At 63.1% G+C, this 14,180-nt stretch carries 13 protein-coding genes; 12 read left to right on the forward strand and 1 reads right to left on the reverse strand.

Features of this window, described 5'->3' with window-relative positions; translation table 11 throughout:
* The first annotated feature begins 151 nt into the window (after positions 1-151).
* The 12 genes from OUZ30_RS12080 to OUZ30_RS12135 all read left to right on the forward strand — a co-directional run bounded on the left by OUZ30_RS12080 (position 152) and on the right by OUZ30_RS12135 (position 12,197).
* The gene (locus tag OUZ30_RS12080) at positions 152-820 is read left to right on the forward strand and encodes a MarC family protein (RefSeq protein ID WP_266182562.1); all 669 of its coding nucleotides are present in this window, start codon (positions 152-154) and stop codon (positions 818-820) included.
* Positions 821-1,024: 204 nt separating this feature from the next.
* Positions 1,025-1,351 carry a DUF2946 family protein gene (locus tag OUZ30_RS12085; protein WP_266182563.1) on the forward strand — a complete coding sequence of 109 codons (327 nt, stop codon included), beginning with the start codon at positions 1,025-1,027 and terminating at the stop codon, positions 1,349-1,351.
* Positions 1,352-1,762: 411 nt separating this feature from the next.
* Positions 1,763-2,692: a transporter gene (locus OUZ30_RS12090; RefSeq protein WP_266182564.1), complete on the forward strand. Its 930-nt coding sequence runs from the start codon at positions 1,763-1,765 to the stop codon at positions 2,690-2,692.
* 93 nt (positions 2,693-2,785) lie between these two features.
* Positions 2,786-3,328 carry a TlpA disulfide reductase family protein gene (locus tag OUZ30_RS12095; RefSeq protein WP_266182565.1) on the forward strand — a complete coding sequence of 181 codons (543 nt, stop codon included), beginning with the start codon at positions 2,786-2,788 and terminating at the stop codon, positions 3,326-3,328.
* Between the two features lie 177 nt (positions 3,329-3,505).
* Positions 3,506-5,812 carry a TonB-dependent receptor gene (locus tag OUZ30_RS12100; RefSeq protein ID WP_266182566.1) on the forward strand — a complete coding sequence of 769 codons (2,307 nt, stop codon included), beginning with the start codon at positions 3,506-3,508 and terminating at the stop codon, positions 5,810-5,812.
* A 20-nt stretch (positions 5,813-5,832) separates the two neighbouring features.
* The gene (locus OUZ30_RS12105; protein ID WP_266182567.1) at positions 5,833-6,585 is read left to right on the forward strand and encodes a phosphatase PAP2 family protein; all 753 of its coding nucleotides are present in this window, start codon (positions 5,833-5,835) and stop codon (positions 6,583-6,585) included.
* A 327-nt stretch (positions 6,586-6,912) separates the two neighbouring features.
* On the forward strand, positions 6,913-7,578 hold the full coding sequence (locus OUZ30_RS12110) for a response regulator (protein WP_266182568.1): 666 nt from the start codon (positions 6,913-6,915) through the stop codon (positions 7,576-7,578).
* Positions 7,575-8,963 (forward strand): sensor histidine kinase, encoded by a 1,389-nt coding sequence (locus tag OUZ30_RS12115; RefSeq protein ID WP_266182569.1) that lies wholly within the window; start codon positions 7,575-7,577, stop codon positions 8,961-8,963. Before OUZ30_RS12110 ends, OUZ30_RS12115 begins: the two co-directional genes overlap by 4 nt.
* A gap of 89 nt (positions 8,964-9,052) precedes the next feature.
* Positions 9,053-9,325, forward strand: coding sequence for a 2-hydroxyacyl-CoA dehydratase (locus OUZ30_RS12120; protein ID WP_266182570.1), 273 nt, complete (start codon positions 9,053-9,055; stop codon positions 9,323-9,325).
* A 242-nt stretch (positions 9,326-9,567) separates the two neighbouring features.
* Positions 9,568-10,008, forward strand: coding sequence for a MarR family winged helix-turn-helix transcriptional regulator (locus OUZ30_RS12125; protein WP_266182571.1), 441 nt, complete (start codon positions 9,568-9,570; stop codon positions 10,006-10,008).
* Positions 10,008-11,564, forward strand: coding sequence for an MDR family MFS transporter (locus OUZ30_RS12130; protein WP_266182572.1), 1,557 nt, complete (start codon positions 10,008-10,010; stop codon positions 11,562-11,564). Before OUZ30_RS12125 ends, OUZ30_RS12130 begins: the two co-directional genes overlap by 1 nt.
* Positions 11,565-11,582: 18 nt before the next feature.
* Positions 11,583-12,197, forward strand: coding sequence for a DUF998 domain-containing protein (locus OUZ30_RS12135; protein ID WP_266182573.1), 615 nt, complete (start codon positions 11,583-11,585; stop codon positions 12,195-12,197).
* 9 nt (positions 12,198-12,206) lie between these two features.
* Here OUZ30_RS12135 and OUZ30_RS12140 read toward each other — a convergent pair whose 3' ends face one another.
* Entirely contained in the window at positions 12,207-14,102 is a 1,896-nt protein-coding gene (locus OUZ30_RS12140; RefSeq protein ID WP_266182574.1) for an HAL/PAL/TAL family ammonia-lyase, read from the reverse strand.
* Positions 14,103-14,180 lie beyond the last annotated feature (78 nt).

A 14,180-nucleotide genomic window follows, 5' to 3' on the forward strand; every position in this document is an offset into this window, starting at 1 on the left:
ACCGCCAAGCCATGTTTCGGGGGTAACTGCTGCCGAATGTCCCCATCGTCCGCCCGTCGGAGTGATGGGAGTAGCGCTGGTTTCCGGCTACGCGATATCTTTGCGAACATTGAGAGTTGCGTTCGAGCGTCTTTGCCGAGGGCCATTCGCCATGCTGAAAGAATTCAGCCAGACCGTCCTGCTGCTCGTCACGGGTCTATTCCCGATCATCAACCCACCTGCATCGGCACTCATCGTGTTGAGCCTGATGCCGCACGCGACGCCGGCTGACCGGGCCGAGCTCGCCTGGCGCATCACCGCCAACAGCTTCGCCATCTTGTTAGGCTCGCTGCTGATCGGTGCCTACGTGCTGTCCTTCTTCGGCATTTCCATTCCGGTGCTGCGGGTGGCGGGCGGCCTGGTCATCGGCATCGCCGGCTGGAACCTGCTGCAAAAACCGGATGACGCGGACAGCGACGACGAAACGCAGGCGCTGAAGGCACGAAAAAGCGATGGCTCGCTGGCCTCCAAAGCGTTCTACCCCTTGACGCTTCCGCTCACTGTGGGTCCGGGCTCCATCGCCGTGGCCATTGCACTTGGCACGGGCTCACCTCAAGAAGGACCTTCGGCGGGCCACTTCCTGGGGGTGGGCGCAGCACTCATCATCCTTTGCGCAAGCATCTATACCTGCGTGCGCTTTGCGGGGGATCTGGAACGGCTGCTTGGCACCGTTGGCACCCAGGTCGCCATGAGGCTGTTCGCCTTTGTGATCTTCTGCATCGGCGTTCAACTGTTATGGCTCGGCCTTTCAGAGTTGCTCGCCTCCGTCCCATTGAAGTGAGTGCCGCTCGAGCGCGGTGCCCGTATCGATTGCAAGATGCGGGCCCGACGCCTCCTGGCCTGACTTGCGGTGCGTGACGCGTTGTCTCACCAAGGATGTGGCCACCTTACTCGTGCTAAATTACGCCACTGATTACGCGCGTGCGCCCTGGAAATTCCGGTGCTTCAACGAAAGGCCCCTCGTCAATTCGTAGCATGGCTAGCAATGCTGGCCATGATGCTTATTGTCGTGATGCCGGCCATTTCACGCAGCTTGCCGACGACGGGCCCGATGCCGGGCATCGACGACGCCTGCCCCTTCCATCTAACGGAAGCCAAGCACCCGGCATTGCCCGACAGCCCCGCCGACTCCACGGAACGTTGCGGCTACTGCGTCCTGCTTAACCACAACGCGCTCCTCGCCTCTGGCAAGGTGTTGCATCTGCTCCCGGTTGCTCCCAGCCCAAGCGTTCCTGTGCTGGCCAGGGCGGATGACGCCTACGCGTCGCCGATTCTGAGCGCCCCTCCCCGCGGACCGCCGTTGATCGGCTAACTGCCAGCAGACTTTGCAGCGGCCTGATGGCTGCCGCCGTCTACTTCTCTCTCGAGCGATCACCCCGGTGTGGGTGCCGTGCCGCGTTGCCGAAAGCCGCTTGCCACGCACCTCGCTTGTACGCATACAACACCGCAGCGTGAGCGGCCGCGATGGTCGCAACCTGCCCATGGAATTTCATTCATGCGCACCATGAATTCGACAAGCACGTCTCCCATGCAATCTCCAGGGCGAGTCTCTGATTCTCGATGCCGCGCGTTTTGCACGCGAGCACACAAGCTGCGCCTCACGGCCCGGCCGCTGGCTGCGATAGCCGGCATCTTGGCCATGGGCATGCTCCCCCAGGCAGCCCATGCGTGTGCTACCTGCGGGTGCACGCTGAGCACGGATGCGGCCACGGGGTACTCCACCGTGTCTGGTTGGCGCATCAACGTGGATTACACCTATATCGATCAGGACGAGCTGCGCAGCGGCGGCAGCAGGGCAACGCCGGAGCAAGTGGTGAACCAACCCTCCGATGCCTCGCTGGGCGGTGGGGAAATCGAAAAGCGCACGATCAACCGCTACTACAACGTTTCCGCCACTTATCGCTTCGACGCGGACTGGGGCATGACGTTTGTGTTGCCTTATGTCATACGCGATCACTCCACGTACGGCACCCAGCTGCAGCCCTATACACCTGCCGCCATCGCGCCCGACCAGATCAGCAATTCGCACGTAGCTGGGATCGGGGACGCCAAGGTGCTTGCCAGCTATCAAGGCTTCCTGCCCACGCACAACTTCGGCGTGCAATTCGGCATCAAGCTGCCGACCGGCCATTACGGCGGCCAGACCGATGATGGTAATTTCGTGGGCCACCCCTCCACGTTCAACTCGGGTCCGAATCTTGGGCAGTCGCTGGATACCAGCCTGCAGGCTGGCACCGGCAGCACGGACCTGATCGCGGGTGCGTACTACTTCCAGCCGGTGAGCCAGAACTTCGACGCCTTCATCAACGGACAATTCCAGGCGGCGATCAAGCAGAATCTGAATGCACCCGGCGCCGATTTCCGCCCCGGCAATCTCGCCTCCGTCAGCCTTGGGCTGCGTTACGAAGCCCATGCCAACTGGGTACCCCAGGTGCAGATCAACTGGTTCCACAAGAGCGCGGACCAGGGCGCCCTGGCCGACCGGCCCGACACCGAGGGAACGGTGGCTTACCTTAGCCCGGGCATCAGCGGCAGCCTGAGCGAGAACCTGCAGGTTTATGCCTTCGTGCAGGTGCCCGTTTACAGTCATTTGCAGGGCTACCAGCTGTTTCCGCGCTGGACCGGTACGGTGGGCATCAGCATGAAACTCTGAGCCCGAATCACCGACACGCCTCGGGTGGCGTTGCCGCGATTTTTCCGCAACGCTTCACGAGGCACTTCCATTCCTTCTTTTACATTCCACGCCATGGCTAACTATCTGCGCCACCTATTCGCCAGTCTGTTGCTGGCCACGCTTGCACAGCCCCTGCTCGCCAACGACCTGGTGGTGGGCAAGGCAGCCCCACCGATTGCCTTGAAAGCCCTGGACGGGAAGCAGATCGACTTGCGCGATCTGCGCGGCAAAGTGGTGATCGTGACGTTCTGGGCCACCTGGTGCGAGCCTTGCCGCGAGGAGCTGCCGTTGCTTTCGCGCTACGTGCAGGAGCACGCGGACCAGGGCCTGGTCGTGCTCGGCTTCAGTCTCGATTCGCCCGACCAGCTCGACCAGGTGAAAACGGTGGCAAACACGCTGAGTTTCCCGGTCGGGTTGCTGGGCGATCCCCACGTGCCCGGTTACGGCCGCATCTGGCACTTGCCGGTGAGCTTTACCATCGACCGCAACGGGCAACTCATCGATAACGGCTGGAAGGACGAACAGCCCGCATGGACGCAGGACCGGCTCGACAGAGTCGTGACGCCGTTGTTGAGCGCCGCCCGCCAGGACGACGTTGCGAGTCATCGCCCATAGCCAGGCGCAATGCAGGCAGTGCCGTGCCTGACGCGCTTCGAGCACGGTCTTCCATCGATATGGGACGCGCCTAAGACAAGCCTAAGTGTTCGGTCGGGTTGCATCACCCGCGCGCAACAGAACTGTCAAACGGGCCTTTCACGCTAGCGGGCTATTGAACCCACTACGTAGGCCATCATGCTCAGCCGATTCAGCAGCAAGCGCGCGTCCGCCGATTCCCTTGTTCTTCGCCCGATCGTTCGGGGCATTCGTCAATGGCATGCCCCGTTTTGCCTGATGATGGCCGCGGGCCTGTGCCTGAGCACGTATGCCCACGCCACGGACGACAACACCGCCGACGCGGCGTCGACCAGGCAGACTGCCAAGCCGCCCAAGCAGCTGGAAGAGGTCGAGGTACAAGGCACCACGAACAATTCCGCGCTGACGCAGACGCCGACCCAGGCGGACCTGAACATCACGCAGCCGCAGACGGTGATCGGCCTCGACTGGATCAGCAACCACGTCGCGCCGACGGCCGACTACGCAAACATTGCGTCCATTGCGCCGGGCGTGACCAATGTGAGCCCGGCCGGTCCAGGCCTCGGCGAATCCAAGCAGACGACTCTGCGCGGCTTCAACGACAACCAGTACAACGTCACCTATGACGGAATTCCGTTTGGCGACACCAACGATTTCAGCCACCACACCAGCAGCTACTTCCCGGCCAAGATGATCGGCCAGATCGTCGTCGATCGCGGCCCGGGCAATGCCAGCACGATCGGCGAAGCTACCTTTGGCGGTACGATCGCGTTGAGCTCGAAAGACGCTCTCGACAGCTTCGCGTTCATTCCCACCCTGAGCATGGGCAGTTATGACACGCGGCTGACGAACCTCGAGATCGACTCCGGACGCCTCGACGACCTCAACGGCGGCAAGTTCATCCTGATGGGCCAGTATCTCAGCACGGATACCGCCAAGACCAATGGCGACACCACGCGCAAGACCGGCTATGTCAAGTACGTGCAGCCGATCGGCAGCAGCACCGAACTGACCTTTGTCAGCAACTACAACTACATCAACTTCAACAACCCCAACCTGAGTTCGCTGACCCTGCAGCAGATCGCTCAGCTCGGCCGCAACTTCGGCTTGGACAACGACCCGACCAGTCTTAACTGCGCCTGCTACAACTACCAAACCAAGCAGACCGACCTGGAATACATCGGCGTGCATAGCCAGCTGTCGGACACTTGGTCGCTGGACAACAAGCTCTATACCTACGCCTACGACAACACCAGCCATGAAAGCCCGTACGTGGGCACCAAGGCGTCGAAGACCAACATCGGCGGCTACATCAAGATCAACGACTACCGCGCCTGGGGCAATACGCTTCAGGTGGCGCACACCGACGACATCGGGCAGTTCCGCACCGGTGGCTGGTACGAGTACACCAACAATGATCGCAGCAGCGTGGCCATCGACTACGGCCGTGGTGGCGCGGTCGATGTGAAGGCTGGCCAGCCGTTGCAGGGCAGCTTCAACGCTCAGGGCGTGTATAGCGGCCCCTACAAATACACCATGGAAGACCAGCTGCACACCAGCCAGCTCTATGCGGAGTACGAGTGGTACGCGACCGACGGCCTGAGCGTGACTCCGGGCGTGAAGTATCTGCAGGTCAGCCGCGATATCGAGGCGCCGATCAACCAGACCACCAAGACGCCGCTGTACTACAGCCAGACCTGGCGCAAGACGCTGGGCTACCTCACGGCCAACTACCTGTTGCGCGATGACTGGAGCATCTACGCGACGGCGGCGCAGGGCTTCCTGACGCCCAATCTCAACGAGTTCTACGTACCCAATCCTGCGCTGAACAACCCGGCACCCGAGCAGACGATGAACTACCAGTTCGGCACGGTCTACAAGACCGACCGCTTCAATGCCGACGCCGACCTCTATTACATCAACTTCAAGAACTACGCCTTCTCGACCACCATCCCGGGCACCACGGACGCGGTGTACTACCTGGCCAGGGGTGCATACATCAAGGGCATCGAAGGCGAGATGACGTATTTCGTGGGCCATGGCACCAGCGTGTTCGCCAACGGCTCCCTGCAGGACGCTACCTTCAAGGGCTCGCAGCTCGATATCCCTAACGTCCCCAACCGCACCGCTGCGCTCGGCGTGATGTACGAGAACTCGGGCTTCTTCGCTTCGCTGTACGACAAGTACACCGGCGGGCAGAAGGCCTACAACTCCAACTTCAATCCCGATGTGGCTTCGTCGGTGACATCGACGGTGGCGACCGGCGGGTACTGGCAGGCGGCGATGAGCATCGGTTACGGCCAGAACCTGACGAATGCGGCGATCAAGAGCTACAAGATCCGACTGCAGATGGACAACCTGTTCGATGCGCACGACCTGGTGATCAACTCGGTCAGCGGCAGCACGGGCTCGTATTACGTGCTGCCGGGTCGCAGCTGGTTCCTGTCCGTCTCTGCAGCCCTCTGATCGAGCGTGGTGATCCCGTCATGAAACACACTCCACGCTCTCGCCTCCTGGCTTGCTTCCTGCTGCTGGCCGGCACGTGCCTCGCCGGCAGCGCCCACGCCGCCGGCACCTACCTGAGCAACGCGCAGGTCAACAACGTGATGGCCGCACTGCCGCCACCCAGCACGCCGGGCAGCGCCGAGGATCGAGCCGATCGCGCGGCTACCGATGAAGCGTTCGCCCATCGTTCCGCGGCGGACTTCGATGCGGCCCTACAGGAAGAAAAGTTCGACGCGTTTGCGTTTGCTGTCGTCATCGGTCCGGATTTCCGAGCCGACAAGCTCCCGCACGTGGCCGCGCTGTTCAAGGAGGCCGAGCTCGAAACGAAAGACGCCGTCGATGCGTCCAAGAACCATTGGAAGCGATTGCGCCCCTGCCCGCCCGGCTCGGCCTGTGCGAAGGACCCGGAGCAGGCGAAGAAGAAGAGCTACGGCTATCCGAGCGGACATTCGAGCCGCGCGACGGTCGACGCCATTCTGCTGACGCAGCTGTTTCCGCAGGATGCCGACGCACTCAGGCAGCACGCCCAGGACATTGGCTGGCGGCGCGTCGTCAAGGGCGTCCACACCTTGCAGGACATCTACGGCGGTCGCATGTTCGGCCAGGCGCTGGCCAGCGCCATGTTGAGCTCGCCCACCATGCAGAGCGACCTGGCGGCTGCAGCGGAAGAGCTTCGTGCGGCGGGGCTGGTCAAGCAGAAGACGCCAGCGGCGGCCAGCCAGACCGGCCACTGAGAGGGCCTCGAAAAGGAACCGTCATTCCCGCGAAAGCGGGAATCCAGTGACTTTCAACGCACAGAACACAAAGGCGCTGGATTCCCGCTTTCGCGGGAATGACGGGTAATGGGACGGCTCTTCGAGGTATCCCTGAGCACCTCGGCGCGAATCCGGGCTGTCAGACCGCGGCGGACGCCGAAAGCAGACTCGCCACGGTCGCAAGCTCTTGCATTCGCCTGGTAATGTCGGTTTTCCCGCTCCTGTCACAAACCTGCAAGACAATAAGCGCAGGCGAAGCGCCATGCCTTCGGCGAGCTTCGTAATCGCATCATTGACGGGGGACACGTGCACATCATTCTGGTTGAGGACGATCAGTCGTTGGGCGCCGCCATTCGGCGAGCGCTCGAACGTCTCTCGTATACCGTGACGTGGCTGCTCGATGGCAGCCAGGCCACGGCCGCCCTGCGTGATGAATCCGCCGATCTGGTGCTGCTGGATCTGGGGCTTCCCGGCAAGGATGGCCTCGCTGTCCTGCGCGAGACTCGCCAGAACAAGATCAATACGCCGGTGCTGATACTGACCGCGCGTGATGCCGTGCAGGCCCGTGTACAAGGCCTGGACGCCGGAGCGGATGATTACCTCACCAAGCCGTTTCACCTGGATGAGCTGGGTGCGCGCATCCGTTCGCTGACGCGCCGCGTACAGGGTCTCGCGGTGAACAGGATCGAAGTGGGTGCACTCTGCCTGGACCTTGGAACGTCCGAAGTAACGTTTCGGGGCAAGCGCGTCGAGCTCACCCGCCGTGAATTCTCCTTGCTCCAGGCCTTGATGGAACGCGCTGGCCGCCTTGTGCGCCGGGACGCGCTCGAAAACTCGCTCTATGGCAACGACAAAGTCGTGGGCGACGGCGCGCTCGACGTACTCGTGCACGCTCTGCGACGCAAGCTGAGCTTCGAAACGATCCAGAACGTTCGGGCGTTTGGCTACATGATTCCGCGCGACCCGCAATGACCTTGAACAGCCTTCGCGGCCGACTGCGCTGGATGATCGTCGCGATGCTGCTCGTCGTGTGGGTTCCCCTGGCCATCTACAGCTTCTCGCACACCAGTGCAGAACTGGAGGAAATGTCCGATGGCCGGCTTGCCCAGGCCGCCCACACGATCAGCGGGCTGGTCCAGCGTGTCGGCATCCAGGGGCTTGTCGGCAACGAGCGGTTACTGGCGAGTGTGCAGAAGAAAAAAGTGATCCAGGCAGCCGGCGATGTTCCCACCTGGGAGTCGGAGGTCGGTTTCCAGGTCTTCGACCAGCACGGAAAGCTGGTCCTTGGCTCGGCCAACCTGCTGGCGCTGCCGCCCTCTCCGATGGATCGTTCGTCTTACCAGGATCTGCGCAAGGCTCACCACATCTGGCGCGTCTACACCTACGTGGACACGTCCAACGACATGGTGATCCGTGTGGCCGAGCGCTATGACACTCGCCTCGAGATCATCAACACGCTGTGGCTCGAACACGGCCTGCCCTTTCTGCTCGGCCTGCCCGTGCTCGCGTTGCTGATCGGCTGGTCCGTCGCGCGGGGCTTGCGACCACTGGTGGCGCTCGCCTCGGCACTATCGTCACGCGAACCCGGCAGCCGCGAGCCGATCACGCTGAACAACGCTCCGCAGGAACTGCAACCCGTACTCACCGCCCTCAATGCGCAGCTGGCACGGCAAGAGGATGCGCTGGAACGCGAGCGACGTTTCAGTGCCGACGTGGCGCATGAGCTACGCACGCCGCTGGCCTCGATCATGCTCAATTTGGAGAGCGCCATGGCGACGAACGATCTGTCCGAAGTGCATGACAGCCTCGCTGGCGCGCAACACAGCGTGGGCACGCTGGCGCGCCGCATCGAACAGTTGCTTGCGCTGGCTAAACTCGAAACGGGTACCGCTTCCAGCCAACTCGCCACCGTCGATCTCATGGAAGTGGCCGGCGATGTGATCGAGGAATTGACCCAGGTGATCGCCGGCAGCGGCGTGGAGCTTGGCTTCCCGCGGTCGAACACGCCCGTACTGGTGCAGGGCTACGATGCGGCACTCGCCGCTCTGCTGCGCAACCTGCTGGAGAATGCACTGCGCCATGTGCCGGCCGGAGGCCAGGTCCAGTTAGCCATCGAGCAACACGATCACGAAGCGACCCTGGAGGTGATCGACGATGGCCCCGGTATTCCGCCCGAACGCCGGGATGCGGTGTTCGGGCGATTTCATCGCGAAGCATCGAGTCGGGGCGAAGGTTACGGCCTGGGGCTTTCGATCGTGCAGCGGGCCGCCGGCATGCACAACGCATCCATCGAACTGCTCGACTCGCCGTTCGGCAAGGGCCTACGCGTAAGAGTCGCCATTCCGCTGGGCGCCTGACTCTTCGGAGAGGCGGTTCAGCGCCAAGCAAACTGACAAGCCGCGGCGGCGTGAGACAATGCGCCTTCCTGTCAGGACCAAGACCTCTCATGACCGTCCCCAAAGACGCTTTTCGGCGCTTCCAGGAAGAACTCGCCGAACTGGACCGCAAGCAGCCGGCGGCCCAGAAAGAGCTCACGGACGACGCACGCCTCGCCCTCGCAAAGAGCGAATTCCTTGCAATCCAGAAGCGCTATGGCTTGTCCGTGGCCGATGTCGTTGCGTTCTTTCCTGAAGAGGATGGCATCCAGTATCTGCAGCAGCTCATCGCGGCAGGCGAAGCCGGCACCAAGCCCAGGAAGAGCACCAAGAAGCAGCCGTAAGCCTGGTGCTGGCGACTTTGTCGTCCTGGCCGCTGGGATTTGAATGGGCGTTTGCCGGAAACGTGCTCAATGTCGTCTCCTAAATCGATGCGACGCCGGTGACGGCTACCGCCGACGCAGGCTGGATTTCGAGATCGGAAAGGCTGCCTCACCCTGCCTGAGATCCCACCCCGCTCGCCTTCATGCATTGCCTTGGACCAAATAGATAGGTAACCTACCTATTTATTATCTCTGGCGCTGCTATGGCTACGTCCTCATCCGGCCCAAGCGACGCATCGACGCTCGCCGAACAGTTACGGCCGGCGCTTCACCGGATTATTCGCCTGCTGAGGCGCACGTCGGACGACGCCCCCATCTCCCCGCTGCAAAACCTGCTGCTGGTGGCGATACACGACCACCCCGGCATTGGCGTAGGTGAACTGGCGAACCTGGAACGCGTTCGCAGCCCGACCATCAGCGGCCATCTCAAGTCGATGGAGGCTGCCGGACTGGTCAAGCGCGCCACTCCGTCGTCCGGAGACAAGCGTCGCGTCGGTCTGGTGGTTAACGAGAGTGGGCAGGCCATGATCGAAGCGATGCGCAAGCGACGTACCGACAGCCTCGCCCACGCCCTTGCCCAGCTATCGCCCGAATCACGCGAGTCGATCCGCCAGGCCATCACTGCATTGAACGAGATCGGCTGATGACGGAACAGACTTACCCCAACGCCACGCTGACGGGAGACATCGCCACCGCGGCAGGACACCCTTCCGAGCGGGAGATACGGCAGGTCTTTGCCGGCCTGATCATCGTGCTGGCGCTTGGCGCGATCGATCAGAGCATCGTCGCCACCGCCCTGCCCCGCATCGTCCGGGATCTCGGCGGCATCAGCCATCTGTCCTGGGTGGTGACCGCCTACGTGCTGGCCTCGACCGCGACCATGCCGCTGTATGGCAAGTTGAGCGATCAGTACGGGCGCAAACCGATGATCTTTGCGGCCATCCTCACGTTTCTGCTCGGCTCGGCCTTGAGCGGTGCCGCGCAGAGCCTCACCGAACTGATCGTGTTCCGGGCGATTCAGGGGCTGGGCGCAGGCGGCTTGCTGCCACTCGCGCAGATCATCATCGGCGACATGGTGCCGCCGAAACAGCGCGGTCGTCGCCAGGGTGTGATCGCGGCGGTCTTCGCCATCTGCAGCGTGTTCGGCCCGATCCTCGGCGGCCTTATCACCGACTTGTGGTCCTGGCACTGGATCTTCTACGTCAACCTGCCAGTCGGCGCCGTGGCGCTGCTGATGATTGGTCGCACGCTGCGCCAGTACGCCCCCCTGCATAAGCGACGCATCGACTATCTTGGATCGGTGTTGCTGACCTCCTGCACGATTGCGCTGCTGCTGGTGCTGACCCTGGGTGGCTCGGCATGGGCATGGGATTCGGCGGCCATTCTCGGCCTCAGCGCCTGCGTGGCCCTCCTCGGCGTGGCCTTCGTACGGCACACCAGGCACGTGCCAGAACCCGTGCTGCCACTCGACCTGTTCCGCAATCGGCTATTCGTCATTGCTTGCACGGTGCTGGCCCTGACTTTCATGGGCTTGCTCGGCGCGACCCTGTTCTTTCCGCTGTTCTTCCAATTGGTGATGGGCGTCAGCCCGGCACGCTCCGGACTGCTGACCGGGCCGTTGATGGTCGGCATGGCGGCAGCTTCGCTCTTCAACGGGCGTGTGCTGCTGCGCTCGGGCCGTTACAAGCCAGCGCAGGTGACCGGCCTGGCCATCGCTACGATCGCCTTTGGCGTTCTTGCCTGGAGCGCAAGCACGTCGCAAGGACTCGTCGTTATCGAACCCGCCATGCTGTCGCTTGGCGTGGGCCTGGGACTGGTCATGCCCAACATGACCATCGCCGTGCAAAACGCGCTGTCGCCCATGCATCGCGGCGTGGGAACCGCCACGTTGGCGTTCTTCCGCTCGCTCGGCGGCCTTATCGGCGTAGCAGGCTCGGGCGCCATCCTGGCCTGGCAGATACGCAGCTTTGGCGGCGCCCATGCCCCTTCCACCGCCATGCTCGCCGAAAGCGGTGCGGCGCCAGCGGACGCGCTATCGCCGCAGCTCCAGGCCGCCGCCGTGATGGTCTACCGGCATGCGATTGCATCGACCTTCATCGTCGGCACCTGTATCGTCGCCTGCGCTTTCCTGGTGATCCTGCTGCTGCCGGAAATTCCGCTGCACGATCATCATCACGCGCCGGCGGCGCCGGCCAAATAGCACGGCACGAGCCTCACGATGCCCCATCCACGCAGCCGCATGATGTCGCTGTCGATCGGCCTGCTCGTCATCGCCATCGCCTACTTCGCGTTGACCGCGTGCGTCCTGCAGTGGATGCGCACGGACCTCGATGCGATCGCCATGCCGTTGAGCGCCTATCTCATCGGCGATGGTGGCGCGTGGTTGCGTTGCGCGTATTACCTGATGGCTGCCGCGCTGGCATGCCTGGCCTGGGCAAGCTATCGCGTGACCGATGCCCGAGCGCGCAGCCGGCTTGCGAGCACGCTGTTTGTCGCCGCCGCCTTAACGTTGCCGCCCGTGGCCATCACGGCCACCTACGAATACAGCGCACAGGAGAGCCAGGCGCGACTGATCCACAGCATGGCCGCGCAAAGCACGTTCCTGTGCCTAGTGATGGGCATGCTGTTGTTGTCATCGCGCTGGCGACGCGACCCGCACCTGCGGCGCGGAAGCCAGGCAGGCATCGTGCTGGCCTGGCTGGCCTTCGTGCAGATGGGGTTGCTGGCTCTTTGGCAGGGCGCGCCGCCCGGCCTGACGCAGAAGCTGCTGATCGCACTGATCCTGCTGTGGCTGGGCTGGGTAACGCGCCAGTTGCTGCGCGTTACCCGCTAGCGCCGCTACTCAGCGCTGCGCGAAGACCCGATCGCGCACCAGTTCGCACACCGTGCGCACGTCGCCGTCCATGGCGCGATCGCGCGCCATGAAGCTGATATGGCGACGCAGTGCATCGTGCGCCTCACGCACGGCCGAACCGGCGTGGAAGTCGCCCACGTTGGCCAGCGCGCGGGTGAGCTCCTGCACTTCGGTGACAAACTGCGCATAGTTCGGATGGCCTTCGCGCGGTGCATTGGCCACCTTGCCGGCCAGCGCCTGCCAATCGCCGCGGGCCGCAAGCCTGCGTGCCGCGTTGAGCATGGCCTGGCGGAAATCCAGCGCCTGCGCAGCGGTATACAGTTCCAGTGCAATCACATAGCCGAGATCTTCCATCATCTCCAGCACGTGGCGCGCTTCGTTCGCCCCCATCGACACATGGTCTTCCGCGTTCGCACTGGTCGGCACGGAATACACACTGGCCGGATGCGCGCGGGTGGCCAGGTCGTTCACCAGCGCGGCGGCGGTGTACTGCACGATCATGAAGCCGGAATCGGTGCCATCTTCGTTGCCGGTAAGAAACGCCGGCAGGCCGTCATTGGTGGCCGGATCGACGAGCTTGTTCAGACGGCGCTCGGCAATCGAAGCGAGTACCGGAATCGCCGCCTTCACGTAACTCATGGCCAAGGCCAGCGGCATGCCGTGGAAATGACCGGCGGAGATCACCTGATCTTCGATGAACTGGGCGTCCTCGGCGTCCGGGAAGATCAACGGGTTGTCGGTCACCGAGTTGAGCTCGATATCGATCACGCGACAGGCCTGGGCCCAGGCATCGCGCACGGCGCCATGCACCTGCGGCATGCAGCGCAGGCAATAAGCGTCTTGCGGCTGATGCTTCTTGCCACCCTTGAACGGCAGGAAGCGCGAGTAGAACGCCTCGCGACCGTGACGCTGGTTGGCCGGCACCCAGTCCCAACCGATATCGAAGGTGAGCGCCTGATCAGCCGGATCAACCCAGGCGTCGGCGGCCCACTGCTTGAAGCGCGGCACCAGATGGTAAGGAATGTCGACCAGGGTGCTGCCTTCGAGCAGTTCGCGCACATGCGCGGCCGTTTCGACCTGGCCGGGATGCGGACGAAGTGCATGCACTTCAGGACGCAAGGCGCCGCTGCGGCCGGCGAACGCGTCCAGCGTCATGGCAGCGGCAAGATCGGCAAGATCCAGCAAATGTTCCAGCTCATCCAGCGCCAGCGTCGCCGTCGCGAGCATCTGCGCCGTGCCGTTATTCAAGGCCAGACCTTCCTTGAAGGACAGGCGAATCGGCGACAGGCCCGCGCGCTTCAGCGCTTCGGCACCCGTCACGCGCTCGCCCTGGTAAAACGCTTCGCCACCACCCAGCAGCACGATGGCCAGGTGTGAGAGCGGTGCGAGATCGCCACTGGCGCCCACGGAACCCTTCTCCGGCACCACCGGCACCACGTCGGCATTGAGCATCGCGGTCAACGCCTTCAGCGTTTCCACACGAATACCCGAGTGGCCACGCATCAGCGTATTGATGCGGATGACCAGCATCGCGCGCACCACATCCGCTGCGAACGGCTTACCCACGCATACGGCGTGCGTGGTGATCAGGTTGTGCTGCAGCTCCTCAAGCAGGCTGCCTTCGGGCTTGTCCGGATGCCCACCCGGAAGCTCATCACGCAGCCGATGCGCGCCCAGCAGCTTGTCGGCATTGCTGCCGAAGCCGGTGGTCACGCCATAAGTGGGTTCGCCACAGCTGACCTTGTCGGCCAGGAAATCGGCGGCGTGCTGCACGCGCACGAGCTGCGCTTCGTCCAGCACCACACGCAGGCCCTGGCGGGCCACGGCGACCAGTTGTTCGCGAGTCAGGCTATTGCCGTCCAGGAGTATCGTGTTTGCGGTCATGCTTGCTCCGAGCCCGGACGGGCCATCGATTAGGTTTTAGGTTCCTCATTGCCGCGCATGGGGATGCGCGGCAAGGGT

The sequence above is a fragment of the Dyella humicola genome (assembly GCF_026283945.1).
In the GTDB taxonomy this organism is placed as follows: domain Bacteria; phylum Pseudomonadota; class Gammaproteobacteria; order Xanthomonadales; family Rhodanobacteraceae; genus Dyella; species Dyella humicola.

What these genes read in the sequence shown, in the direction of transcription:
- OUZ30_RS12080 (WP_266182562.1), top strand. Translation starts at nt 152, where the DNA reads ATGCTGAAAGAATTCAGCCAGACCGTCCTGCTGCTCGTCACGGGTCTA.
- OUZ30_RS12085 (WP_266182563.1), top strand. Translation starts at nt 1,025, where the DNA reads ATGCTGGCCATGATGCTTATTGTCGTGATGCCGGCCATTTCACGCAGC.
- OUZ30_RS12095 (WP_266182565.1), top strand. Translation starts at nt 2,786, where the DNA reads ATGGCTAACTATCTGCGCCACCTATTCGCCAGTCTGTTGCTGGCCACG.
- OUZ30_RS12100 (WP_266182566.1), top strand. Translation starts at nt 3,506, where the DNA reads ATGCTCAGCCGATTCAGCAGCAAGCGCGCGTCCGCCGATTCCCTTGTT.
- OUZ30_RS12105 (WP_266182567.1), top strand. Translation starts at nt 5,833, where the DNA reads ATGAAACACACTCCACGCTCTCGCCTCCTGGCTTGCTTCCTGCTGCTG.
- OUZ30_RS12115 (WP_266182569.1), top strand. Translation starts at nt 7,575, where the DNA reads ATGACCTTGAACAGCCTTCGCGGCCGACTGCGCTGGATGATCGTCGCG.
- OUZ30_RS12120 (WP_266182570.1), top strand. Translation starts at nt 9,053, where the DNA reads ATGACCGTCCCCAAAGACGCTTTTCGGCGCTTCCAGGAAGAACTCGCC.
- OUZ30_RS12125 (WP_266182571.1), top strand. Translation starts at nt 9,568, where the DNA reads ATGGCTACGTCCTCATCCGGCCCAAGCGACGCATCGACGCTCGCCGAA.
- OUZ30_RS12130 (WP_266182572.1), top strand. Translation starts at nt 10,008, where the DNA reads ATGACGGAACAGACTTACCCCAACGCCACGCTGACGGGAGACATCGCC.
- OUZ30_RS12135 (WP_266182573.1), top strand. Translation starts at nt 11,583, where the DNA reads ATGCCCCATCCACGCAGCCGCATGATGTCGCTGTCGATCGGCCTGCTC.
- OUZ30_RS12140 (WP_266182574.1), bottom strand. Translation starts at nt 14,102, where the DNA reads ATGACCGCAAACACGATACTCCTGGACGGCAATAGCCTGACTCGCGAA.